This is a genomic window from Methyloterricola oryzae, assembly GCF_000934725.1.
In the GTDB taxonomy this organism is placed as follows: domain Bacteria; phylum Pseudomonadota; class Gammaproteobacteria; order Methylococcales; family Methylococcaceae; genus Methyloterricola; species Methyloterricola oryzae.
In genome coordinates, this window is record NZ_JYNS01000002.1 from 1 (window position 1) to 25,706 (window position 25,706).

A 25,706-nucleotide genomic window follows, 5' to 3' on the forward strand; every position below is an offset into this window, starting at 1 on the left:
GCCACCGCATTCTGGTAGCGATAGAAGGTGTCTCGCGACACCCCCATCACCTTGCAGGCCTTGGACACGTTGCCGAGTTCGGTTGCCAGGTTCAGCAGACCGATCTTGTGACGGATGACATTCTGATTGAGACTACTCATGGGGTTACTCCTGCGCTCACGCGCCGTTTCGATGAAGATTCGCACCTCTATCAAAACGGGTAACCCCACCTCGCGGCAAGGAACTCTGTCAGATCAAGTCTGAACTTCTACACATTAAGTTAACTATCCCAGGTAATTTACGACGTAACGATGGTTGTCGCTGCCCGTTGAGCAATTGCCTTTTTTAGACCCCGTTTTTCCGCGATCCGTCGCCGCGCCCAAAACGATAAGTATCCCCGGTCGGCTTCTTCCCAGCTTAGATCCGTAAGGACCTTAAAATCTCTGGACGGCGTCAAGACGGTACACTTTTACACCGCCACAACCAGACCATCCTGCCGTTTCAGAGGGACATTTATCCTTCTCCGCTTACATTCACTGGATGTTTGCTCAGACAAACACCGGTCCCCCTAAGCCCGGCGATCTTCGACCTACATCACATGCCTCCCGGCAAAAGTAAGCGATGACACTATCGCTCTCCCATCATCCAGGCGAAAGACTTTGCTTTACCGGACGGTTAGCGGTCAACAATCCGACCCGGGCCATTTCTGCCAGCATGCCATCGAAAGCGGCCGGGTCCGCGGCGGAAAAATGCTCCTGAAAGCGGGCCGCAAGACGCTCCCGGGACGTTGCGCCGTCCAGCCAGCTCAACAGGGTTCGGGCGGCATCATCGAGCCTGACCTGCTGATGCAGTAGGGATGTCACCGGCCTCCCTTCCGCGGCTTGCAACAGCGCCAGCGGGCTGGCCTTGGGCCGCGCATCGGGCCGGGATTGCACGGGCGGCGCCGAACTGTGCAGGGTTAACAGTCCGGCGCTATAGGCACGCATGAGGTCGGCGCGCAGCAATTCCACGGCGGCGGTGTCCGCGTCGCCCGTGCTCCCCAAGCGAGCCTGGGCCTTCCTGACGAGTTCCCCGAAAGGAAGCGGGCGTGGCCAGTGCGCCGCCAGTTCATGTAGGGTGGCCTTGGTCAGCGGGTGGCTTGCCGTCAAGCATGCGCCGCCGCCTAACAGGAACGATTCCGCGGAGCGTCCGGCGAGATCGGGTTCAGTGGCCGGAATTTGCAGGGGGCAAGCCAGCCACAGCCCATCGATGCGCTGATTGGTCACAGTCCGGTCCACGGGCCTATGGCTATGGATCAGCAGGGATTGGCGGAAGGTCCGGTTGCAGACGAAGTCCATCAACTGCTCGCGGCCGATAATGTCCGGCGCGATGCGGCAGACCGTTTCGGCGACCTCGGGCGGGAAGCGGCTGGCGAGCATGGAGGCAAAATCCGCCTCCGCCAGAAACTTCAGGCCATTGCGGGTGGCACGTTCCACGAACTCGCGGAAATAAACCGGCTCGTTCACCTCTTCCAGATGCTCGTGAAAGATGTAGGCGTCCGGCACTTCCGAAAGCCCTGCCAATTCCTGCTGCAGCAAGGTGCCGTAGGCGGAGTTTTCCGCGGGCACGGCGCGCGCCAGAAAATCTAGGATCGCCCGTGCCTGGGCCACTTGCTGCTGAGGCGAGGGAAATGCGAGGGCATGGTGGCGCATCAGGTCTCGGATCATGCTGCGCATGCGCCAGCCGGGCAGAGTGTTGTAGCTGATGTAGGTGATGCCCTCAGGCTGCATTCGCTCCCGGCACACGCGCAGGATGGCCTCCTGAACGCTTCCTGGCACCCAGGAATAGACGCCGTGACACAGGATGTAATCAAACGCGCCTAAGCTGGCGTCGATGTCCTCGACGCTGCCCGCCACCAGGCGAATGCTCTGGTATCCGAGACTATCGACGATGCGCTTCCCTTCGGCGATCTGCCGGTCGGACAGATCCACGCCGACGCATTCAACGCCGGGAATCTGCTCGGCGAGTGGGATCAGGTTGCCGCCCGAGGCGCATCCGATTTCCAGCACCCGGCAACCGGCCACGGGCGGCGGCTTCATTCCGAACAAAGCCGCCAGGGTCGCCAGTCGGTCCGGGTGGGTTTGCGGGAAAGGCAGGCTGGGATAGGGAATCTGGTCGTAGCTGGTGGACATGCGTGTCGGCAGGTTAGGGCGGATATTCCGTGATTTCAGCCGGCTTCCTGTGCATGGCCGTTGCGCCGGAATTTGCCGGGGGAAAGTCCGAAGCTGCGCTTGAAGGCCCGGCTGAATGCGGCCGCCGACTGGTAACCGCAGCGGTCCGCCACGTGTGCAACCGTCAGATTGGCGTCTTTCAGCCAGCCGGATGCCACCTGCATCCGCCAGTTCGCCAGGTATTCGATGGCTGGGCAGCGGACGACTTCCGTAAAGCGAGCGGAAAAGGCGGTCCTGGACAGCCCCGAAAGCTCGCACAGCATGTCTAGAGTCCAGGGCTTCCAGGGTTCCCGGTGGATCTGGGTCAGCACCGCCTCCAGTTTGGGATCCTGCATGGCCAGGAACACGCCCCGTTCGACCAGTCCCTCCTCTATGCAGTGGCGCAGCACCAGAACGAAGATGCTGTCGCACAGGCGCTCGATGATGGAATTGCTGCCCAGGCGTGGGTCCACCGTCTCGCGGATGATGAGTTGCAGCAGCCAGGAAAGGATTGCGCCCGCCTGATCCTTGCGGATGATGACTTCCGCCGGCAATGCCGTCCAAAGGCTCGCGTTGGGCATCCCCAGTTCGATGGAGCCGCAGACGAAGCCGGTCTCGCCTTCGTTGAAGCTCGTTGCCCGCACATTGCTGAAGTCCGTCGGAATATGGATCGGACTGTAGGACATCACGTGGCGCGGGGCATGAGGCAGGAACAGGACCAGGTCACCCGCCTCCATGCGCAGGGGCGGATTCCACGTCGGCGAATGTATCCAGCCTGCACCCTTGCTCAAGAGATGAAACCAGACCTCCGTGTCTGAGTTATGGTCCATCAGCCAATCGCCGCAGACGCCGCCCCAGTACGTCAATTTTGCCCGAAGACTCAATCCGTCAACGAGAGTCGTCAATGCATCCATAATAAGTATCCCTTTATTGGCTGGAGGGCCTCCAGGTCATGCCCTCCATTTCTTCTTAGGTCTCAGGCATGTAAATACCGTGCAGGTATTTTGAGCCCATTCCTCGCCCGGTTCATTCCAGGCTTGTTGGTGCCGGTCAAGTCACGCTGCCGACATACAGTATCGGCAATCCACCATACTGGTTGATTTCAACCATTGAGCCACTCTTGCGTCCCTTGGAATTTGCCGGCAATACCTATAAGCGCCTGATGGATAGGGCTAGGCACGCTGAAAACATCAAGCAGCCTATAGTGCTTTTAGCAAAAATCAAACCCTTTATGGGCGGCCCTCTCGCGGCCTAAGATCATCGCTTATTTCTGGACGATCGGACAAGAAATTAGAAAGATCGGTCATGTTATTAGTCGCCTTATCGCGTTAGGATACCCCTCGGTCGGCCGCGAACGGCTAATCCCGATTTCCAGGCTCAGGTAAATTAGGCAGGAAAGCCGGCGGCTATCTTCTTCAACGGCACGCCGTACGGCAAACAATAACTAGAGAGGGACCCGACATGCCCAAGCAATTCTGGCTAAATCCCTTAGCGCAGGCTATTGCCATCGCGCTTCCCGCCGCCGGTCTCATGCCGGCCGATGCCCGCGCCGATCTGACCCAGACGCGCACATCCGCGGTATTGACCGCCTCGGTCAACCGGACTTCCACCGTCGACCGTAACAATGTGCTCCAGCAGGGCACGCCTTCCAGCAAATTGGGCGTCATGCAGTTGCCGCCGTTTTCATCCAAGTTGGGCGTGTTGACCGGCGTGCAGCTGCAGTTGAACGACCCCAAACTTCAAGGAAGCGAAAGATTACAAACAAAGTGGGCGACTCAGCTGGATACCAACATATCCGTGGTGAGCCATACGAGTCCACAAGTGAAACTGACCCCGCCATCGGGCTTGAGCTCGCTTAAAACAGGCGACACAAACGGGGATGGTCTTGTTTTATGTAATGTCGTGAGTCAGCCTACGTGTCCGCGGACCGAGGCCCTGATCCAGCATTTTGGAGACCCGAATATTGGGAGCATTAGCGATGCGGCTGGCTTGGACCCGTATGTGGGCGAATCCGGCACGGTCACCGCGGCCCTGGGAATCGCCCTTCAAGACCTGGCAATTACCTATCCGTCACCAGTCGGGAGCCTGGCATCCGCGACATATTCGGAGCAGGCCACACTAACCGGCCCGCTCGCGATCACCTACAGCTACCTCAATCATTCCGACCCGTTTTTATCCGACAAGCATAAGTCCGATAGCCTCTCATTCGGAACGGTCTTGCAGGGCGACAACGCGACGCGCAGCTGGAGCATTGTAAACAGGGGAGCGGCGCCCAATGTCGGTCTGGACATGACCGGTATCGCCATTGCCGGTACCGACCCGCTGAAATTCGATCTGGGGCTGGGAACGTCCCCGTTGCGTGGCCTCGACTCGGGACTGCGATCCAGCTACGTTGCGACACTTGACACCGCTCAGCCGGGAAGTGCACAGGCCAGTTTCCATTTGCAGCTTTCCGATTCGGAGCACGGCGCCGCGGCCAGCCGATTCACCCATCAATTGAACCTGTCCCTCAGCGGCACGGTGGCGGTGCGCGCGCCCGATTTTCTGACCGGCGAGTTCGGCACCGGCTTCCAGCCCGCATCACCCATCATGGCCGACCTCGACCGCGACGGCAAACTGGACCTGGTCGTGTTGGACCGCGCCCGCGAGGCCATCAAAGTCTTCAATGGCCGAGCTGACGGTCTATTCGAAAATAGGCCGAGATCCGAAGTTGGGTTTACCACAGGCCAAAACCCGGTTGCCATGGCGGTCGGCGACGTCGATAACGACGGCCGCCCCGACGCCGTCGTCGCCAACTTCAATGACGACACCGTCAGCCTGTTTCACGGCGATGGCAAGGCCGGGTTTGCCCCTGCGACCACCTTGGCGGCGGGCAGCGGCCCCATCGCAGTCGCGCTGAACGATCTAAACCGGGACGGCAAGCTGGACTTGGTGATAGCCGATTCGCGCAGCAACCAGGTGCAGGTATCGCTGGGCACCGGCGGCGGCAAATTCGCCCCCGCGCAAAGTTTTGCTGCGGGCGCGTCGCCCTATGGACTGACGGTGGGCGACATCGACCGTGACGGCAAGCCCGATGTGGCAGTGACCAATCCGCCTACCGGCCGGGTCAATCTCTTGCTGGGCAAAGGCGACGGCACGCTGAAGAGCCGCAAGAGCTACCCGGTGGGCAGCAATCCCTTGTCCCTGGTAGTGACAGATGTGGGCGGCGACGGATTTCCGGACCTGGTGGTTTCCAATCACGGAGGAAACCTCAGCCTGCTGGCGGGTGTCGGCGGCAGAGGTGTGTTCGAGGCGGCCACCGCGATCACGCTGCCCGCCGGTTCTGGCCCAGGCTCCATTGACGCCGCCGACCTGAATAAAGACGGGCACCCGGATCTGGTGGTCAGCAATCTTGGCAGCAACAGCCTCAGCGTGTTGACCAACCTGGGGCAAGGCCGTTTTGGCGATCCGTTGTCGTTTCCGGTGGGAGCGCAGCCATTGGGCATTGCCGTGGCCGACATCGATGCCGACGGCCGGGACGATATCACCGTGGCGAATGCCGGCACCGAAAGCGTGAGCTTGTTGCTCAACACCACCGTCGTCGCGCCATCGGGACGGTTTGTCGCCGCGCCGGGTTCGCCGCTCCGGACGGGGACATATCCATGGTCCGTGGCCGTCGCGGACTTCAATCGTGACGGGAAACCGGATCTCGCCGCGACGGATGAGACGCAGAGCGCGGTGTCGGTGTACCTGGGCACAGGCGGCGGACGCTTCAAGGATGCGCAACCGTTTGCTACCGGGCCAGGCCCTTGGTGGCTCGCCACCGGAGACTTCAACGGCGATGGCCGGATGGATCTGGCCACTGCCAATCCCTTTGGCAAAAACGTCAGTGTGTTACTGGGGACCGGTGACGGGCAGTTCCAGGCGGCGCAGAGCTTCCCTGTCGGCGGCGTCCTAACCGCCATTGAAGTCAACGACTTCAATGGCGACGGCAAGGCGGACCTGGCCGTCACCGACGGAGGCGAAGTGAACAAGCCGGGGAGGGTCGCCGTGCTTCTGGGTGCCGGGGATGGCACATTCCCGTCCATCCAAGGCTACCAAATCGGCGTCCAGCCGAAGTCGCTGGCAGCCGGAGACCTGGATAACGATGGCAAGCCCGACCTGGCGGTCGTCAATACTAGCAGCTCATCGGTCAGCATCCTGAAAGGCACCGGCAATGGCCAATTCGCCCTTCCTCGGAGCCTGGCCACCGGAACGCGACCAAGCTCGATTGCGCTAGGCGATGTCAATGCGGACGGCAAGAGCGACCTGCTGGTGGCGACGGAAGCGCCAAGCTTGAGCGTATGGCTCGGTTCAGGCGATGGAAATTTCCAGACCTTCCAGGTCTTTTCTCCGCCCGATATCAGCGGCACCGTAGCTCGATATGTGAAGCTTGGCGAGTTCAATGGCGACGGCAAGCCTGATATTGCATTGATTCAGTACGGTCACTCCGTCATCTTGACGGGAACAGGAGACGGACACTTCGTGCCCACTCCGTTGTCCGGGACCGGCATTGAGCCGCACTATGGTGCCCTCGGAGATCTCGACGCAGATGGCAGGACGGATCTCGTCACGAGTGACCTCGGTTCTGGAATTCCATTCGCCCCCTCAAGCTTGAAGGTATTGCTGAACCGGGCGCCTTGATGAAATCAAAGAGCCGGCCATGAGGGTGGCTCGGAGGCGCAAGTTAGAACATTGATCGGTTCCAAATTGGAACGCCCCATGAAACAGGAATCACAGATAAGGATGAGGCAAGATGGTGCGTATCAATCTGTTCGGGAAGATTCAGGTATCAGGCGAAGACGGCAATCCGATCCCGGTTCCAGGGAAAGCGCTGGAGCTGCTGGCGCTGGTGGCGCTGAACCATCAGCTGGGCCGGGATCAGGCAGCGGGGCTGCTTTGGGAAGAGGCCGAAGCCTGTCGAGGAAAAAAATACCTTCGCAATTGTCTGTGGCAACTTCGCCAGAGTATGTCCGGCGATGCGCCAGCTGATGCTCTGCTCGCCATAGGGCAGGACTGGCTCAGCATACGCAACGACACGAGCGCCTGGGTCGATACCGACCAGTTTGCCAAGGTCTGCGCCGATGCCGCTGCCGTGCCACCGGATGGCCTGACGGATACCGATTTCGATGCCATGAAGCAGGGCGTCACGCTCTATCGCGGCGAACTGTTGAGCGGTTGGTGCCAGGAGTGGTGCCTGATCGAACGGGAGCGCTTTCAGGGAATGTATTTCGGTCTGGTCGAAAAGCTGTTTGACGGGTGCATGGCCAGAAACCGGCTGGATGAAGGTCGCAGCTACGGAGGCCTGCTGCTGGAGGCGGAACCGGCCCGGGAAAGCACGCATCAAAGACTGATGGAATTGCATGCCCGCGCCGGAGACCGCAGCGCTGCCCTCAAGCAGTTCCAACAGTGCGCGCAGATTCTGGAAAAGGAATTCGGGGTCGAGCCCTGCGCCAAAACGATCGCCTTCTACGAGGCCCTCTGCGCCTCGTCCGGCGAGAAGAGCGAATCGCGGGTGCCCTGGGAGACGGCGCAACCGGCACCCGATGGCGAGAAACTGTCCGACCTGATCGACAACATCGCCACCTTGGGCCAGGCGCTGGCCAGGCTGCAGGGCGAATTGGAGCAGATCAAGCAGCTCCTGGGGGAAAACCCCGCCACCCACCTCGGCCCGATGCCGAAAAGCAGGAAATCACCGGTCGCCCGGCAGCGCCGCGTGCACAACTAAGCCTGGCCGACCCGCCTCAGGCAGCGAATCGAGGATTGCCCGCCGATTCGGCGTCGTGAAGCAAGGGCTCATCGCTTGCCCCTGATTCCTCCGCGCCGTTCTCCTCCGCCAGCGCCTCCTCCAGAACCTGGATGGCTCCGCTGATGCGGAGCAGCGTTTCACGGAGCCTGGCTTGCTTGGCTTCCAGTTCGGCCAATACTTTTTCCCCGGTTTCGTATTCGGCTCGGAGTTGGCCTAGGCGGTGTTCGAGTTGTGTTCTCATACCGGAGGATATTAGGCCGAGGCCGGAACTTTAAGTGAAACGAAGAGTCCGGCAAATCCGGAGTCGCAATCTTCTCGACTAGTTTTCGTAATACGCTGAAGTGGCTGTGGTTTAGATTGCCGAATTGTCATTTTCTATCACGTGCCGATTAAGAAGTAGTGAATCTCTGTGTTAAGTGCATTAATGTTCGCATATGCGCCGCCAGTAGGCCAATCCGCGTGCCATCTAACAAGAAAAGTCCGGCTGCTTTTCGGTTTGCATTCAAGCGTCGTGAATTGCGCGTCCCCCAAGTTAGCAATTCCTTCGGAGACTATCGCCTTAACAAAGTATGAATTGGAATCGGTGAATGTTATATCATTTCCAAACCCAACTTCTATAGAATTTATACCTCTTGCTGAAGGGTCTATTGGCTTTTTTCCGAAATACAGTTTCATGCTCGATTTTGGACTAACAACCACGCTGCCGTTCGGGTTATATATATTGCCGTCCTTGTTGAGCCACATTAAATTACGTTGCAATTGACCACCACTTAAATATTTGAACATTAACCTATCTGGATCATCTGCCATTGCTTCCAATTGCCAACTATGAGCACCATTTCTTATAGCAATTCTGCTTTCCTGTCCCAGCACTTCTAGCATGCCTACCTCGCCGGGTTCACCGACGCTTAGGCGTCCACTGACACCGACTCCGCCTTTCACCGCGAGCACGGTGTTGGCTTGTGTCTTACGAATACCGCTATTGCCGGAAATGCACATCCGCCCAGCGACAATGGCATCTCCGGCAAGGGTTAGCGCCGTAAACTTTATCAACTCAAGATACGACCTGATGCTGACCATCGCAGGAGGCTTTTCATTGTCCATCAAACTTTCTATTGCTTGGCTAAATGCGACCTTGGCAAACAGAAGCGCATAGGGACGCCTTGCAGTCCCATTGTCTTGTTGAGCGGGCAAGGTAAGGGACAATATTTTCTCAGCGCCTAAATCACCCAGCAATTTTCGGGCAGCGCCATTGCTTTGTGAATTGGTAGCAGGGTCTGGTGGGCTACTGATAGCCGCGTAGGAAACAACGGCAACAATATCCCACTCCTCGGCATTTTCATTCACCCACGTAGCCCATACATCCCACTGTAATTGGTCGCCGAAAACATTGTGTCCTGTGAATTTTCTTATCGATCCATCTGGTTTTAAAATCGTAGTGAGTAAAGTGCCGCTCTGAGTGTTCAAAGCGATGGCGTTATTATTCAACATCAAGCTCGGAGTGGGCCTGGTTTCGCCTACGTGTGAAACCCCCATTGCCTCTATCGAGATTTCCGTTTTGGGAACCGGTTGCGGGGACAATGAAGAAGGGGTTATGCGAAGCGGGGATGCAATGTCTAGCGGCCTGTAACCAGCCTGGGATTTTACATTCCCGCCGACCGTCAAGTCCCCCGCCACTTCGAGCGCCGCTTTGATTGAGAGGGGGCCGGTCATGATATCTCCGGTCTTGCTCACCAAGCCCGTGGCCAGTGCCTGAAAGCTGAAGCGCTGGTCGCCATTTTGGTTGCTGTTCCATTGTTTTTGTCGATTCAGTTTGACCGTAGCCAAGGCACAATAATGATGCCGGAGACCGCGCGGGGGTTGAAAGCTGGAATCCGGCCATTCGATGGCATTGCCAAGCTGGCGCGTGGGAATCACCCAGTAATCGCCCGCGTTGTAAACTTCTCCGTCCTCGGCGCTGAAAAATAGATTCAGGTTGTCGCCTACGACCATGGGCGTGTCTTTGTCCTTGGGCAAGCTCAGCTCACCTTTCGAATCCCATCCGCGTACGATCCATTCACCGCGTACGATCCATTCACCAGTGAGATCCACTCCGTCCGGCCAACTTACGACTTCGATCTCGTCGCCCCGGACCGTCTTCACCTCCGCAAGAATGCCTGGAACACGTTTGAGCATCCGCTCCCGGGTCGTCAGTTCAACGCAGGCTTTATCGCCAAAATTCGCACCGGTTTCCCTTCCTTTTCCGCTGAGCGTAATGGTTTTATCGGCGATTTTCTCCACGCGCGCCGCGATCGAACCGTTGTCCTTGCACCACTTGACGCTCGCAGTAGTTGCGCCGCCGCCCTGGTGAACCTCGACGCGATACAGTTGGTTGTCCTGAATCACACCCACAGCCCTGGCCAGCATGGTTCCAGTGCTGAGTGGCGGATTTTCCCCAGTGGGCCGCCAATTGGGCAAATAGCTTTCGTTGGGAAGCGCCGGCGTAATCTTTACCTGCCAGACGTTGCGCAAGCGGGTCGACGTATCCGCGCCGGCCAGGGCGGGGTCAGCGATTCCCGCATCCTCCAGATACGTCACATGCTCTTGCCAGACATCCAGGTAGGCGACGTAATTGCCTTGAGTGTCGGGTAACGGTGGGTTGGGAAAATCAGGCTGACTGGCATAGGCCACTTTCTCGGGATTTTCGAACAGCAGGCCCGCGACGTAATATCGGCCGGCTCCGATGTAAAGCTGTCCGTTGTCTACGGTGATTTCGAACCCGCCCGGATCGGCCGGTGTTGGTTTGGGTGTCCCGCTCGACCCGATGAAATCGGTAATTTCGGTCGCGATCCGATGCTCCAGGATCTCCATCTGCTCGTTCCAGTCGGCGTCGATCTGGAGACGCCCTTGCTGCATTCTGACGCTGCTATAGCGCTTCTTTTCGTCGAAGGTGAAACGGGAAAAATCGCCCTTCATCTTTTTGTTCTCCTTGTATGAAAGCTCAATCAGGTCACGTAGAAGATCCCTGCTTCGAGCGACGATGGAAGATACTCGTCCAGCGCCTGCGCCAAATTGGCTTCTCTCTCATAGGCATGGACGGAGTGAAAGGCGCCCATCTCTCCGCCGTCCTCGGCACCCCGCCGGATCTCAAGCGCGCATTGCATGGAGAGCTGAGCAAAGCCCGCAGAACCCCACTGCCGCGAGGTGAACGACGGAGTCAATCGACGTCGAATGGTCTCTTTTTCCTCGATGGCTTGCCCGGACAATCCCTGCGTGGCCAAGGCGAGGTCGGGCTGACAGCGGTACCGTTGCGGCGTGAAAGAACCCTCAGGGACGTAGCAAAACCGCATTCCACCCGATTGAGAGCGATAGATCGACACGGGATCGGTAAAAAGAACCTCCGACGCCAATTCCAGTGATTGCAGGTTCACCTCCCCGAAAACCGTAGCTCGCGACAGTTGCGCTCCCGGTCCATACGTTGTGTCGAGGGCGCCGCCGATGGCAACCCTCGATCCGCAAACGATGCTGTCGCTGATGACCAGCCGGGAGGTTTCGCCGGGCAGGCGTATGGGGCCCACCATGTTATGGGCGATGGTGACTTGTAAGACATCGGCTATGTTTATCGCCTGCACGCCTTTGGGAATGCTGCAATGCGACAATTCAAGCCGCAGCTGGCCATTGGCCGCTTCCAACTCCAGCGGTTCTCCCAATCTGAGGCCCTGCAAGGTCAATACACACTCGCCTGACGCAGTGATCCGGAGTGGGCGAGTCCCGCGAATGCTGGGCCATGCCCCCGAGGCGGCCTCGATGACGACGGAGCCCGCGGCATTCAGTTGAATCTCCTCGAGCTCATAAACGCCGCTATCCATGATGCGGATGACGCTGGAGCCACCCGCATGTGGTTCCGACAGGGATGCAATCGCCTCCTTGAGGGTCGGGAATTGCGCCTCCGCCTGACCGCCGACGGTCAAGGTCGGTATCCCGGCCTCAAGTCCCGTACTCGACGGCACACGCCGGTAAGGACCTCCGCCCAATTCCCCCGAAAATCCATAGTGATAGCTCACGTCGATTTGGTCTTTCTCCCCAACCTGACGCAGCACGAAACGGCCGTTGGTCACGTCGATGGCAGCAGAACGCTCCTGAGCTATCTGATAGTTTTCCCATTCATTTCCGTTCAGTGTGGCGCTCATCACTTCATGGGCGGGTATCGGACTGTCATTACGGTAGATGCAAAGCGCACGATTCGGTCCGTAAAAGTCGCTTGTCCCGAAATCTTTGCCGTTTGAGCGCTTTCGGCACGCTTCGAGGTCCCGCTGGAAAAGGTCATTGCTCAGCGCAATGGGAAGATTCGGGGCAAGGGCCTTTTGTGACATACCCGCCCGCGGCATGGCGCGATTGAACAATGGCACGTCCGTCCCTAGCGGATCGAATCGGTAGGCGTTGCCGGCCGCGCGAGCAGGTTGCGTGTGCATGGGGAAGCTCGCCAGGCGCCAGACGAGCACACCCACATTCATCCTGTTGAAGCGTCCCCGGCCGCTGTTTATTCGCCGCATCTCGGGTCGAAATGCGCACTCGTTGAAAGCTGTGTACATTTGGGCAACCGCGGCCCGATTGCGCACGTCGGTAGTCATGCCCTTACCGTCCCGAACGTGCCGCACGTTCTGATTGGCCGTGATCCGCTCAAAAAACTCCACCACGCTGACACTCCAGCCGGTGGAGTCTTGAATAACTTCTTCCAGCGCTACCGAGACACCTTTGCGACGGCGATAGCCCAGGGTCTTGGCCACGCGGGCGCGCTGGCTGACCGCGGGATGGCGAAAATCACCCAATCCCGACATTCCCAACAAGTCCCCGATGTACGGGACGACCCATTCGTCGCAGGTTTCTATGAACCAGTTTTCATACAGCGCACCGACATCGGCCTCGAGGACCTCCAGTTGCTGCTGCATCACGCCGAGCAAAGCACGCAAGGGTTCGCCCTGGTCCAGATCCCTCTGCCGGTAGATCGACGGTAACAGCTCGTAAAGGCGATCGGGTCTCGACTGGTTCATCAGGTCCTTACTCTCCTCGAATCTATCGACGGATCGTCCGGCTTGTGAGGGTGATACCGGCGACATTGACGGTGACCAATTCGGCGGCACGAACACCTTCTTCGCTGATCTGCGCCAATGTGGCCGTCAGCTCGGTGAGCAGCAGCGCCGATGAGCCGTTGAAGTAGAGTTCATCAAGATCGACGGCGACGACCCCGGCGACGCTCTGGATGACGGTGATCACCTCCGAGGCCGTGACGGGCTGGCCAAAGTCTCGCCGCTCAAAGGCGAACGCCTGACCCAACGCGATCTGGACCTTGAGCAGTACATCGTTTTCCGCATAGTCGCGATCCACCCAGACCATCGCGCTCACATTGAATTGCCTGGGCATATAGCCGGAAATCGAGCATCGCTGCCACGGATTGCCGGCCGCGGCGATGGCGTCGATCAGGGTTGTCCGAACCGCCGATTCATCGGCCAGCGGCATGCCTGTGACGTCCGCTGCCGTCAGGTGTACCAGTCGATTGGTGCCCGTCCATAGAAAAGCCGCCTTGACCTTGCCGATACCGGGAAAGGCGCGGACGAAGTCTTCAACATCTCGCAAGGTCACGATACGACCGAGGGTGGTCGTGCTTCTCGGGCTCCCCGCCCGCGTCTGCTCGACGGATTCCGGCGACTTGCCTCCATAGGCAGGCAGCGGATTATTCACGGCCTTTACGCCGAGCGGCCGGGTTTGGAGCAAGCTGAGCGAACCGGCGTCCACATTTCCTTCATTCCCGAGACCCGCCCGGTAACTGGCCACGACATTCTCCTGTCCTGTCGGCAACCTGGCGCCGCGGACACCATCCCCAAATATTACAAAGGAGTCACTCGCTTGATTGCGCCTGATAACATAGACTCGGTCAGCCGGCGTGGCTCCCTCAAAGCTGGGAACCTGGCGCCACGACACGCCGTTGACCCGAATCGTGAGCGTGCTCGACGCACCTAGCGCGTTGGATGACGAGATGTAGGTCAGCGGTGCGTGAGCGAGACGAAAGCGCTGAAAGGCCAGCTGAGCGTTTCCGCTGCCGATCACCTCGTTCGTGACTGACTCGCCGTGGGTCGCCGAAACGACATTGCCCGAGATGGTGACGGTCGAACGGACGTATTGAAATTTGAGGGCGTCGCGCAGACGGAGCGAAGCGCCGTCGCAATTCTCGAGTTCGGCGAATTCAGCGACGCGAACGCCGGAACTTTTGCTCCAGGCCTGTCCACTCACCAGCAGACGGCGTCCTGCCGGCAAGGCAGTTACCAGCTGATCTAGGCGGATGAAGGAGGACTTGCCGAACTCTTCCAAAGGCGACTCGGCCAGCGTCAGAGCTTCGTTCGCGAAATAGACCTTCGTGGTTCGAAGACCATATCCGTCCATCGAAGGCACGGCCCCGACCGGGCTCAGTTTCACCCTTGTGATCTGGTTCGACAGCAGGAAATCATTCCGAAAAACGGTGGAGACCTGCTTAACAGTGCCATAAAGCACATTCGTGCCGTCAACCAGAACCAGCCATCCCCCGGGCTGAATGTCGGGAAAGACACGCTCCAGATCAATTTCTATCTCTCCCGACGGTAAAACTGCCTCAATTCGGAATTCAGCCCAAGCCAGATTTTCTTCGCTGTCCGGTCCAAGCTTCAGGCGATCCTGAAGTTCCGCCGAGAGCGTTTTCGGATCCGGTGCATTATGTCCGAATAAGGAAGCTTCGGAGCGCAGTGCGAAACACGTCGGAACCGGATCGAATTCCCAAGTCAGGCTCAATCCGTCGCGCCAGGACAGCAAGGTTGTGCCCGCGTCGGCCTGAGCATCCACCCGCGTCAGCTGTCGAAATTCACAGTTCTGTATCGAACGCACACTGACCCGCTCCGGGCTCAAATCACCCTGTTCCCAATGCACGAACAAAATGCCGTTGCCTGGCAAAAGCCGAGTCGTGGTGCCCTTACAAACAAGCGAAGTCGCACCGTACGATATGACCTGGTCTGTGTAACGCACTGGCCGAAGCTCGTTCCATTCCGCCCGCGCCTCGAGCAGTTCGCTGGTTTCAAAGGTCTGTGGCATCTGTCCCTGAGCGGGAATGCTCTGCACTTTGGTGCCTGCCGGCACCTTGACCACCGCCGGCACACCGGGCAAATCGTCGACCGTGAATACCAGATCGGCCGCTGCCGCCAGGCCGGGATCGGTCTCGTGTCCGACCAGTTGCGCGAGGTGGAGCAGGGATTGCGGCTCGCTGGCGGTCCGCAGGAATCCCTCGTTGACGATGCGTTCCTGATAAAAGCCCAGCACATCGCCCACGGTAGCCCAGGCGTCGATTAGGGCGATGGCAGGATCGTCGGACTCCCGCGTCATCAAGGCCCCGAGTGGCCGCTTCGCATCGGCCCGATCCGGTGCATAGGCTTGCATGGCCGCCAGCATCCGCTGCCTAAACGATCCATGAGTCCCAACCCGGTAGTGCAGTACACTAAGGCCCGGCGGATTTGCGCGAGCCAACTCAGGGTCGTCGGTTGCCGGGAGATCCATGGATGACGTGCTCATATCCCACCTTCCAGGGCAAAATCGATCATGCCGTTTTCAGGCGCGGCGGCATTGTTTTCGAGACGAATCACCTCAAGCGGACCCACGGCGATGCGGCCTTCACGAAGTTCTCCTGCATCATTACGTCCCCAGCGGCGGAAACGCGGCGGCGTTTGTTGCGGGTTTTGCGCGGCAATGTCCACGCGAACGACTCCGGGTATGTTCATGGCGGTCGTGACCAGCTGACTTAAAAAGACAGGCTGGCCGAAACCGAAATTCTCGAAATGGAAAAAGCCGCGCCGCCCTTTGGAAAGCTCATAGGTACTGAACGCCTCTTGCAGCGATTGCCGAATGGTGCTTCGGAACGACTGCGCCGCCACCTTTACCGGCAGCAAGATATCCAGGGCCACGTATCGTGGCGGAGACACTTCGATGTCCACGCCGGCCAATCGGTAGCGTTCCAGAAATTGACGCATCTCTTGCCGGAATGCGTCGTCGACCGGGCGCCCGTCGCGTCGGAGAACCGATACGAAGGCCGTGTACCAACTTCCTGTCCAGCGCAGTACGGCTGCCGCTTGCAGGACTTCGGGATGACGCATGGCCATCGCCTCGTAGTCTGCGGTTGCCACGCAGCGCTCCTGGGTCTTGTAAGCCCATGGTGCAGCCTGCCTCACTTGGTTGATCGATTCCGGCGAAATTCCGCCTTGTGCGGCAAGGGGGTTGCGAACCGCGACCACGGCCCCCGTGATGCCCGGTTCGTCGGTGATCAAGTGCGTAATCGACTCCGGCCCCACATTCCCGCTCGGACCATTACCCGCCCTGTATCTCGCCTGGAAGCGAATTTCAGGCTCGGGGCGAATGCCCCAGGTTCCGTCGCCAAAGCGGAGTTGAGCTTTGCCGTCGTTTTGCATCTCCGCGACGAACGCGGTGGAAAAGGCGTCGCTGTCCAAAAGGTCCGGACGGGGGGGCCAATCGAATTTGCCGTCATGCAGCACAATCTGGGGAACCGCCAGCCGGGGGTCCTGGCTCAATTCCGTCTTGGCCGCGGCCGAGCGTGCTTTTGCGTCGTCATAGGGAACGGCGTGCGTCAGGCCGGGCACCGCCAAGGCCGGGCGATAGCGGCCGGCGAGTGGGACCGGCGGCAAGCTCTCGGTCAATTCGACTCCGTGATCGGCCAACACGATGTTGCCGCGGACCACCGCCAGCGGTTCGGTCCCATTGCCATCGGCGATTGCCAGATCAAACGGCAAGGCATCGGCAACCTGCCATGCCACGTCGACGATTGGCGTGTCCGCGAGCGGGTCGCGGCTGGCTACGACTTGAGTCAGCCGCAACGGATGGCGCAAGGTGAAATCCGCCCCGTCAGCCGAAGAGGAAGTGGCATTGCGAATTTGCTCGAAGATCAACACGTCGCCGATTTGCAGGGCCAATCCCTTGTCCCGCAGCGTGGCGGCAACGCTCCCCTGAGGCAAAACGAATGGCTTCGCTCCCCAGGTATAAATCTCGATTTGATTGTGCGCCGAATACAACTCGGCCGGGTGAAGCGTCGCAAATCCATCCGCCCCGGAATCGATGGCGGCCTTGAACGACTGCGAGTCCATGACGGGGCCGGCCCCCGCCGACCGCAACAACCGAGTTCCGGCTTCCAGGGTAATGTGGGGAATGTCTACGTTGACCTGAATCTGCACCCAAACCCTGGCGTTGCAGCCTTCGTGCATGGCGTAGTCGACCAACCGCGCATGCCGGCGCACGGAAATCCGCTGTCGCGCTGTCTCCAGATAGGCCTCGGTGGCGACGGCGTCCTGGTAATAGCTGAGTTGGTCGGCGGCATACGCCAGGATCTCGACCAGAACATTGCCGATGTCGGCTTCATGGCGCTCCTTCCAGTCCGGAAGGAGCAGATCCAGCCGATTGAGCATCAACTGGCGAAAACTCGCGTAATCCTTGGCGAGATAATCGATTTCGGTCGGATCGGCCTGCGCTGGCAGCGACATCACTAACTTGAGCGGATCCAGATTGCCGGGGAGATTGGCGTTCAGCGAAAAATCGACGCTGTCGAAAAACGGATCGAGGTTTTCGATCCCCAGCAACTTCAAGGTATAAGTGCCATAGATGCCGGCGCCCCGCGTGGAGCCCGCGTCGAACTCGATCGTCACAATAAGCTGATCGTTCACTTCGCCCTGTGTCGGCGCTTCGACAACGCGGATGTTGTTCGCGGGAGTTCCGGAACCTGTGGTAATCCGGATGCTTCCCAAGGGAATGGAGTCCGGTTTCGCGGGGATCTGTAGTTTGGCGTCGTCGCCCTTTGCCCGGATGAAGTGGAGGATCAGCAGCCAGCGCGACGGTTGCCCTTCGTTCAGCGGACCGATGACATCGACAAAATCGATTCCGATCTGACGGCCGTGCGCCGCCACCGCTTGCCGGCGCTGATCGAGAAAGGCCGTTTGGTCCTTCAGTGCGGCGAGATTCATAACTACCGCTCGAATTGCGCCGTCACGCGCTGTTGGGTCCGCTTCACCAGGTACTGCACCGATACTCGCAAGCTGGCGTCCTCGCTGCTGACATCAACCCCTTCCACCTGAATCAAATCCCCCAGCCATTGCTGCAGAGACCCTTGCACCATGAATTGAACCGCCGTGGCAAGCTCTTCACTGGCGGGAGCGAAAACCAGCTGCATCAGTCCGGTGCCGAAATCGGGGCGGTTGACCCGTTCTCCGGGCAGGGTGAACAGGAGCTGTTCGATTATCTGCCGGATATGTTCATCCTCACCGGCGAGAGCAGTCCGGCCGCGCCCGTCAACCTGAAACGGAAAGGCGATCTGCATGCTCAAATTCCTCGGACGCGGCTTTGGTTCACGATAATCGTCAGGGGAGTGCCTGTCGGCGTGCAGGTCGACTGGCTGTCCTGCAGGAGAACGGGCAAGCCCATTGCCTTGACCCGCGTGCCGGCGGTCAACCACTGTGCCGTGGCGCAAGCGGCAGGAGGCGGTTTGACGCTGCACCCGGCGATGGAATAAACCGTCGGCTGAGCCACGACGGGCTGTCCGAGAGCTTTCACGCGCGGAATGACGCCCAGTGGTTGCGCCACCCCGCCGTGGGCGCATTGGGTAACCGCGCCGACAGTCAGCAAAAATCCTGGCATCAGATCACCTCCAAAGCGCCTTTATTGACGTTTACGCTGATCGGTGACAGGTCGACACTGCTGCCACCGAAAGTGAGATGGATGCCGTCGGCCGAAATCCTGATGGACCCTTCCAGCGTTTTCAGCGCAAGCTCGATGGAGTCCCCCTTGCATTCAAGGCTGATGGGCAGGGCCACCGACGGTGGGAGAACCTCCAGGGTAAACCCGCCGGAGCCAGGCAAATCGCTCATGGTCAGTGTCACCGTTCCCGTCCGGAACACCTTGGTCTCCGGAACCGCCGGCGTCACGGGCATTTCCGCGCTGCTGCCCCAGAAGCATCCGGCCCAGATTGGCGAATCGGGATCACCGCCCTCGAACTCCACCCAGATGTTGGCGCCTACTGGAGGGATGGCATAAAGGCCCACGCGTTGTCCGCCGTAGGGCACGGCAGGCAGCGCCCAGCTCAAGCGGCCGGGGCCCAGTACCGCGGGGCAGGTGACCTGAACCCGGCCCATTTCCATGGGATCGACATTGCCGGCGACTTGCCCGCGGTATTTGCCGAAAAACTCCTTCATGGACGCACCGCCGGAAACAAGGATCCGACGCCATCGCGGGTCAGGGTGAATCGCTGCTTGTAAGCGCCGGGCTTGATCGAATGGGTGACCGACTTGACGTAATAATTCCCGTCGTAGGCATATCCCGCGCCTCTGACGCCGACCCACTCGTGGGCATTCAGAATGTCCCCGTAGATCAGGGCATCCAACTCCCCGTTCGCGGATACCACATCGGCACTGGCATCGGTTTCGCCCTGGGCTCTTGCAAATGCCTGAGCCGTGGAAGCACCGGGGAACATGGACCGTTTGCGGCGCAGATCGCCGCCATGGAACAGCCAGGTCGGCATACTGGAACGTGGCGGTTGACTCGGCACAAAGGTTTGAACGGGAGTGCTGACGTTGGTGATGCTGTCCTGATGGTGTGCGCGCACGAACGCCATGCTGAGCGGGTCGTGCTCGAACTTGAGGGATTCCAAGTTGTCCAGCGGGCCCATGTTGACCGAGAGGGCGCGTTGCGCGGCTCCGATAGGCCGCTTGGGTCCCCAATGAGCAATATTCACCGATGGCACCGGGCCCGGTTTGACATAGAACACATAGCCAAAGCGCCGGGCCATGATCTCCAGATATTCCCGGTCAGTGGCGTGCTGCACCGGCACCCGCAAAACGGGCAGCGGAATCTCAAGGGACTTGGGTGGGATTACATCGGGTACCAAGCCATACTGGGCATAGCTCAGGATGATCTTGGTCGCGATCATCATCTCGTTCTGTGCGGGATGCTCGACGACTTTCTCTTCCAGATCCATCATCACGCTCACATCCTCTCCTGTCACCGTGAACAAGCCCCCGCCGGGAACGGTGCCGGGATCCAGCTGTTGATGGGTGATGATCCCGTCGAACAGCACGCGCGGCATCGCATTCAAGGTGAGCATCACGACGACGCGGCAGAAAGGCTTCAGGCTGGCGCTGGCCACCAGCGAATAATCCAACCCGCCCGTCAGTCCTTCGCGCCCCGCCTGAAAAGTGATCTGAAAGCCCGACCGGCCTTCGTCCGTGTGCGTCACCTCGATGCTTTGGACCGCATTGCTAAAGGTCGCCGGCAGCGGCGTCGGTATCGACTGGCCCGCCAGCAGGGTCAGGTTGAGTTTCGTGAAGATCATGCACCGCCCTCGGTGCCGGTTGGCGGTATCAGGCCGCTCCCACCGAGGGGCGAATAGAAGGCCTCCGCTTGCGGCACCGGCACCCGCAACACCAGTCCGGGCGTAGCGGTCAGTTCCGCCGGGTTCATGGCGCGGCTGGCGTCGCACACCCGCCAATATTGCTGCGGATCGCCCAGGGTGCGGGCGGTGATCGTGTCCAACCGGTCGCCTTCGGTCACGGTGACCTCCGCCAGCACCGTCAGGCTCTCCGGCTGCGGCAGCAAGCGCCGCCGCTTGTAGGCCAGCGGCTGGCCATCGGGGCCGATGAAGGTCGCGGTTTCGATGAGGTCGTAGCGGCTGTTGGGTTCGAACATTGGAGGACTCCTTAAAGCACCCGGGTCACCGCCGAGGGCAGATGCACCTGCTCCCCGATCACCGAAGCCACGCTATGCACCGTGCCGACGGTGGCCATGGCTTCCTTCATCACCTGATGGGCCATGAACAGGTGATAGCCGGGGTGTGTCACCGGCAGGTCGTTGTAGCTCAGCACCCGCAGCCCCAGCGAAACCTTGGCCATGATGGGATTCAGGTTCACGTCGAAGGCCTCCTCGGTGACGCTGAAGCTGGTGAGCTTCACCGGCAGCACCCGCTTTGGCCCCCAGATGAACATGGTGAGCGGCCCGACCGGCGGCACGATTTCGATGGTGCCCAGAGCCGAAAGCACCGTGTTGGCAATCACCAGCGCGCTCTTGGGATACAGCAGCATCTCCAGCGCCGACAATTGCGGATAGATGCCCTGGCTCACCGCAATCGGCTTGGCCTGTTCCAGCTGGTCGGTGGCGTCGATCTCCACCTCCAGGGAAATGGTCTCAACCGGCGCGCCCTTGATACGCAACGCCTCCCCGCGCTCGCCGTCATTCGCCGCCATCTGCGGCTCCAGGGAGCGGGTCAAACTCGCCGGGTTGTACTGGAACACGATCACCTGCGGCAGCGGATTGCCGATATCGGCTGCGACGATGGCGCCTTTGAGGAGTCGGGGTGAGCGGGGGAAAGTCACGCGTTCTTTCCTTTAAATGAGTTGTACTCTTTTCTCATCCAGTTTTCCTTATTTCTAATATCCCTATCTGTCACTTTCACCTTATCACTTCCGAATTGTCCATTCTGGAACTTATAGGATTCTTGTCGTATTTCTTTTTCTGAAGCCCATACACATCGTATTGAGATCAAGGAGCCGCTTCCGATTAGCGCATTCGCTTGCCGAAATGCCCATAGACGCCGATTGTCTAGTGATACGATGACTGGCGAATTAGCTGGTCCCCTAACTAGGATGCGAATCGGCTCGATTGCCTCTGGCTTTACCTTCTTAGTTGCAAGATTCACCACCAACTGATATATAGGTGCAGCCCCAGGTCCTGTAGTTGCCGGCGTTATCTCCGATTGAGAAAATCTAATTTGATTTGGAAGCACGTAGAATGGATCTTTCTTACCTTCGTTTGTCTCCACAACACTTTTCACATCTTCTATTTCCTTCTCGCCTTTGGCTTTTTTTGCTAGCGCCTTCTGGCTGAGTTCATTCTTCAGATCTTGATGATAGTTCCGTGCAACATCATCATTGGGCGTCCAACGAAATTTCTTATCGATTAAATCCTTTTCCCATTTTCCTTTCTCCGGCACATTAGGTGAAAACTCATTACCCTCTCTATCAAAAAATGGGCGAATCACGTCCGCTCTACCTCCAGCACGTTGCTGAAGAACATGTGTTAACTCGTGTGAAAGCAACTCCTGACCAAACGAGTTCCCAACGTTGAACTCCCCGCTTCGAAAGTAGATATCAGGTCCGCTGGTGAAAGCGCGTGCATGTAGAGATCGGCCAAGAGCATCAGCGCGACTGTCCGTATGAATGCGCACCTGCTCAAAATTCGCACCAAACGCCCGCTCCAGAGGAGTACGTATCTTTTCAGTTAAAGGCTGACCGCTACCGCGGCTTGCGTTTATGCTGCATTCCGCATTCGGCGCGATATCGGCAACGTTGGCACCCGACTGCAGATCTTGAAATGGATACCTGGAAATTAGAGGCTCCTTAACAACATGTGTGTTTTCTTGCGTTAAAGGATTGTTTGACAAAGCCATATTCTCGCGAACTACTCGCTTGGCGATCCGATCGGCCTCCTGCTCATATATATCATTGCTCGGTCCGAGTTTTAGTTTCGGCTGGACTCTTATCGATGGTCGCTTTAGCGCATCGAGCGAAGCTAAGTCGTGTTTAGCTTCGCCGCAGGAATCCGCATTTGGCTGCATTGACTTAGCAGAAGAGAAAGGCCGTGATTGGAACGCCTGCCATTGTGGTCTTAATTGAACTGAAGCGTGCCTCTTATCACTGATTTGCGCCTTTACGCTCATTGCTTGATACCTCGAACGATTCCTTGCGCAATCTGAGTAGCCAAAATCTCATTACTTAAGCCGGGTGCGTGGCTACTACGTCCGAACTCCAACTGCACGCTATTGGTGTCACGCCTCATAAGCGGCGATAACCCTCCAGATCGTGTTAGACGAGCCACCCCCCGTTCGATCGCAGCTTCTATCAGCACGCCATCTTTGGCTGTGAAGCCGTTGAGAACCATTTTTTCAATGTGGACCTCAAGCGCATCACTTTGTTTATGACTGCTTTGGATTGGCTCTTCCGGTCGTTCGGCGACGGTCGGTGCGTTGACTCGCGATAGTGGTCGGTCGATTATCTTCATAGCCACCCCTCTATTTCATTGTCCGAAAGTGATTTCTCAAGCTTCGCGTATTCCCCATGCGCTCCTTCCAGCAAATGGAACATACCTAGTGCTTCGCCTTTCTCGGCGGCATGGAACGCGGCGTTCAGGGCGATGTTTCGGATATTGCCGCCGCTCACGTTGAGGCGGGACAGTTGCGCCAGATTCAGTCCTTCGGTGGGCAGGGTGGAGGGGAACATCCGCTGCCAAATTTCGGCACGTTGAGCCGCATCGGGAAATGGAAACTGCACCACGAAGCGAATACGCCGCAGGAAAGCGGTATCCAATGCATCCTTCAGGTTGGTGGTCAGAACCGCCAATCCCCGATACGCCTCCATGCGCTGCAGTAGATAACTCACCTCGACGTTGGCATGGCGGTCGTGACTGTCCTTGACTTCGCTGCGCTTGCCGAACAAGGCGTCGGCCTCGTCGAACAGCAGGATGGCGCCGCCCGATTCGGCAGCGTCGAACACCCGCCGCAGGTTCTTTTCGGTTTCGCCGATGTACTTGCTCACCACCGAACTGAGATCGATGCGGTACAGGTCCAGCCCCAATTCGTTCGCCAGCACTTCGGCGGCCAAGGTCTTGCCGGTGCCGCTGGCGCCAGCAAAAAGGGTGCTGATGCCCAGCCCGCGTGAGCTCTTCCGGCCAAATCCCCAGGTTTCGTAGACCTTGAAGCGCTGTCGCACGTGGACAGCGATTTCTCGAAGGATCTGCTTTTGCGCCTCCGGCAGCACCAGATCGTCCCAGGTCGCCGCCGATTCGATCCGCTGCGCCAAGGCCATTTCGCCGCCATGCTGGTCCAGGCGGCTGCGCGCCTGCACCCGGCAGGCTTGCCAGAGCCGTTCGGGCAGTTCCTCCGGCTGCGTCGCCTGCGCCAGCGCCTCGCTGCAAGCGGCCTGAACGGCCGGCGCGCCCAAGTCGAATTGGCCGGTCAGCCGCTCCAGGCTGCCGTTGAGCTTTTCCGCGTGCACGCCGAGAGCTTGCTGCCAGAGCCCCAATTGCTCGGTAGAATCCGGTTTGCGCACGTCCACGTGGATGACCGCCCGGCCCGCCGGCAGCCGCTTCATTCCGCCGGTCAGAATGATTCCTCCCAGCACCCGCTCGGCAAACCAGCTTACGAGCTGCGCCCGGCCGCTGTCCGGCGCCGTGTCCTCGTCTTCTTCCAGTAGCAAGGCACTGTTGCGCAACAGGGCTTCCCGCTCCCACAGCCGCAGCAGGTTTTCCAGTTCGGAAGGCCCAGTAGGCAGCAGATTGACGGGCATGGCTTGCAATTCCAGGCCCAGGAAGGCACAGGCCGCAGCGGCAATGGCCCGGTTATCCGCCGGCTCGCCGCCGCGCATCCAGGCGATGGGCAGGCGGCCCTCCTGGTGGTTGGACCACTGAGTGGCCAACTGCCTGGCGATGTCCAGATGACACGGCGCGAGATCGTCCGGCGGCTCCATGGTTTGCACCCATCCGGCCAGGCGGTTATCAATTTCGTTGACGCCGGCCAGGTAGTGCAGCACGCGCTCGTCGATGCGCAAGGGACTGGCGGTGAGCGCATTGCCCGGCCCGACTTCGATCAGCCGCCAACGCCGCAGGGGCCGGTCGGGCGTCAGCGCGCTCCAATGGGCCTCGGGCAAGGTGGCCAGGGCCAGGCTGAAGGTGGGGTAGGTGCGTTGCGGGTCACCCTGCGCCCGAGCGCACAAGGACGAAGGGGCTGATTCGAATTCGACGCCGGCGCACAGCAACAGAAGGTGCCGCTCAAACGGCGACAGGCCAAAGCTCGCGCACAGGGCGTCCAGGGCGAAGGGGCGCTCGGGAGTCTCGGCTTGGGAGTCCCGAACAGATTCCGGTTCCGGCGCGGGATCCTCCGTCTTTTCACCTTCGGTCTTGGCCACCTGATGCTCCAGCAACGCGCGGACCTTGCCCAAGGCTTGGAGCAGGTGTGCGTGATTCTCGGCGTACCAGTCCGCGGCGCTCATGACGTGACCCTTCTGAAATTAGGAGTCGGGAACGCGGTGACCACGCGTTCTTGGACTGGTGGACCTTCGGAGGCTTGGACGTCAGCATCGAGCAGCACGACGGAAGCTTGATAGGCCACCGACAAGGTGTATTTGGTCTGGAAGAACACCATCCACAGCTTGGAAAGCTCTTCCAGCGACAGGGGCAGGGGAGTCAGCCGGACCAGCTCGATTTGCTTGTCCAGATCCGAAGCGGCCAACCAAGACGGCCCGACCCGCGGTTCTGTGCCTGGATCTATGAGCTTAGCGATCTGATCGCGGCTGAGCACCGGATGCGCGTGCAGTGCCCGTGCAACGCTGCCCAGCAAACGCTGGGGTTCCAATTCGGTTTCCTTGCCGAAAAAGCTGATGAGGTAGTGCAGATCCAGCGCAAGTTGCGGCCGATTCACAAATGAGGTGCCATCGGCGCGGCGCGTGGGCAGGTCGTCGTTCCGATGGGCGGCATTGTGGGTCACCTGATACAGATAAAGCCGCACTTCCGCTTGTCCGCTGGCCGTGCCATCGGGACGGTCCGTTACCACCTGATAGCCAAAGTCGCCCACGTCATGCGTAAGCGCATTGGCAATCTGAGTCTTCAGCGCGTAAGTCACCGTCGCGATGGCCAGATGATTGCTCACGGCCTGCCTCCTCCACGGCGCTTTAGGTAAT

At 59.2% G+C, this 25,706-nt stretch carries 20 protein-coding genes; 2 read left to right on the plus strand and 18 right to left on the minus strand.

Annotated features, from left to right (window positions below):
• From EK23_RS03880 to EK23_RS03890, 3 genes are all read right to left on the minus strand, one after another.
• Positions 1-140 (minus strand): helix-turn-helix domain-containing protein (locus EK23_RS03880; protein WP_045224022.1); only part of this gene is annotated, 140 nt, incomplete at its 3' end.
• A gap of 480 nt (positions 141-620) precedes the next feature.
• Positions 621-2,150 carry a class I SAM-dependent methyltransferase gene (locus EK23_RS03885; protein WP_052807907.1) on the minus strand — a complete coding sequence of 510 codons (1,530 nt, stop codon included), beginning with the start codon at positions 2,148-2,150 and terminating at the stop codon, positions 621-623.
• A gap of 35 nt (positions 2,151-2,185) precedes the next feature.
• Positions 2,186-3,082, minus strand: coding sequence for an AraC family transcriptional regulator (locus tag EK23_RS03890; RefSeq protein ID WP_045224023.1), 897 nt, complete (start codon positions 3,080-3,082; stop codon positions 2,186-2,188).
• Between the two features lie 547 nt (positions 3,083-3,629).
• Between EK23_RS03890 and EK23_RS21480 the strand changes: the two genes are divergently transcribed.
• Together EK23_RS21480 and EK23_RS03900 are read left to right on the plus strand one after the other, a co-directional pair.
• Positions 3,630-6,830: an FG-GAP-like repeat-containing protein gene (locus EK23_RS21480; RefSeq protein WP_052807908.1), complete on the plus strand. Its 3,201-nt coding sequence runs from the start codon at positions 3,630-3,632 to the stop codon at positions 6,828-6,830.
• 112 nt (positions 6,831-6,942) lie between these two features.
• Entirely contained in the window at positions 6,943-7,914 is a 972-nt protein-coding gene (locus tag EK23_RS03900) for an AfsR/SARP family transcriptional regulator (RefSeq protein ID WP_045224024.1), read from the plus strand.
• 16 nt (positions 7,915-7,930) lie between these two features.
• On the opposite strand, the gene EK23_RS03905 is transcribed toward EK23_RS03900, so the two are convergent.
• The 15 genes from EK23_RS03905 to EK23_RS03970 form a co-directional block, all read right to left on the minus strand.
• Entirely contained in the window at positions 7,931-8,176 is a 246-nt protein-coding gene (locus EK23_RS03905; protein ID WP_045224025.1) for a hypothetical protein, read from the minus strand.
• Between the two features lie 137 nt (positions 8,177-8,313).
• Entirely contained in the window at positions 8,314-10,890 is a 2,577-nt protein-coding gene (locus EK23_RS03910; RefSeq protein WP_045224026.1) for a DUF6519 domain-containing protein, read from the minus strand.
• Positions 10,891-10,919: 29 nt separating this feature from the next.
• The gene (locus tag EK23_RS03915; protein WP_045224027.1) at positions 10,920-12,965 is read right to left on the minus strand and encodes a phage tail protein; all 2,046 of its coding nucleotides are present in this window, start codon (positions 12,963-12,965) and stop codon (positions 10,920-10,922) included.
• A gap of 22 nt (positions 12,966-12,987) precedes the next feature.
• Positions 12,988-15,504, minus strand: coding sequence for a putative baseplate assembly protein (locus tag EK23_RS03920; RefSeq protein WP_045224028.1), 2,517 nt, complete (start codon positions 15,502-15,504; stop codon positions 12,988-12,990).
• A complete protein-coding gene (locus EK23_RS03925) occupies positions 15,501-17,954 on the minus strand; it encodes a putative baseplate assembly protein (protein ID WP_045224029.1) in 2,454 nt (817 codons plus the stop codon). The genes EK23_RS03920 and EK23_RS03925 overlap by 4 nt, the downstream gene beginning before the upstream one ends.
• Positions 17,955-17,956: 2 nt before the next feature.
• Complete coding sequence (locus tag EK23_RS03930) at positions 17,957-18,307, minus strand: GPW/gp25 family protein (protein WP_045224030.1); 351 nt, start codon at positions 18,305-18,307, stop codon at positions 17,957-17,959.
• Positions 18,308-18,309: 2 nt separating this feature from the next.
• The gene (locus EK23_RS03935) at positions 18,310-18,624 is read right to left on the minus strand and encodes a hypothetical protein (RefSeq protein WP_045224031.1); all 315 of its coding nucleotides are present in this window, start codon (positions 18,622-18,624) and stop codon (positions 18,310-18,312) included.
• Positions 18,624-19,178, minus strand: coding sequence for a phage baseplate assembly protein V (locus tag EK23_RS03940; RefSeq protein ID WP_045224032.1), 555 nt, complete (start codon positions 19,176-19,178; stop codon positions 18,624-18,626). Before EK23_RS03940 ends, EK23_RS03935 begins: the two co-directional genes overlap by 1 nt.
• Complete coding sequence (locus EK23_RS03945) at positions 19,175-20,314, minus strand: hypothetical protein (protein WP_045224033.1); 1,140 nt, start codon at positions 20,312-20,314, stop codon at positions 19,175-19,177. Before EK23_RS03945 ends, EK23_RS03940 begins: the two co-directional genes overlap by 4 nt.
• On the minus strand, positions 20,311-20,667 hold the full coding sequence (locus EK23_RS03950; protein ID WP_200892086.1) for a LysM domain-containing protein: 357 nt from the start codon (positions 20,665-20,667) through the stop codon (positions 20,311-20,313). Before EK23_RS03950 ends, EK23_RS03945 begins: the two co-directional genes overlap by 4 nt.
• A gap of 11 nt (positions 20,668-20,678) precedes the next feature.
• Entirely contained in the window at positions 20,679-21,350 is a 672-nt protein-coding gene (locus EK23_RS03955) for a hypothetical protein (RefSeq protein ID WP_045224034.1), read from the minus strand.
• Positions 21,347-22,693, minus strand: a complete 1,347-nt coding sequence (locus EK23_RS22340) for an eCIS core domain-containing protein (RefSeq protein WP_082053919.1) — start codon at positions 22,691-22,693, stop codon at positions 21,347-21,349. Before EK23_RS22340 ends, EK23_RS03955 begins: the two co-directional genes overlap by 4 nt.
• A complete protein-coding gene (locus EK23_RS03960) occupies positions 22,690-23,034 on the minus strand; it encodes a hypothetical protein (protein ID WP_045224035.1) in 345 nt (114 codons plus the stop codon). The genes EK23_RS22340 and EK23_RS03960 overlap by 4 nt, the downstream gene beginning before the upstream one ends.
• Positions 23,031-25,019 carry an ATP-binding protein gene (locus EK23_RS03965; RefSeq protein ID WP_045224036.1) on the minus strand — a complete coding sequence of 663 codons (1,989 nt, stop codon included), beginning with the start codon at positions 25,017-25,019 and terminating at the stop codon, positions 23,031-23,033. The genes EK23_RS03960 and EK23_RS03965 overlap by 4 nt, the downstream gene beginning before the upstream one ends.
• A complete protein-coding gene (locus EK23_RS03970; protein WP_052807910.1) occupies positions 25,016-25,675 on the minus strand; it encodes a Pvc16 family protein in 660 nt (219 codons plus the stop codon). Before EK23_RS03970 ends, EK23_RS03965 begins: the two co-directional genes overlap by 4 nt.
• Between the last annotated feature and the right edge of the window lie 31 nt (positions 25,676-25,706).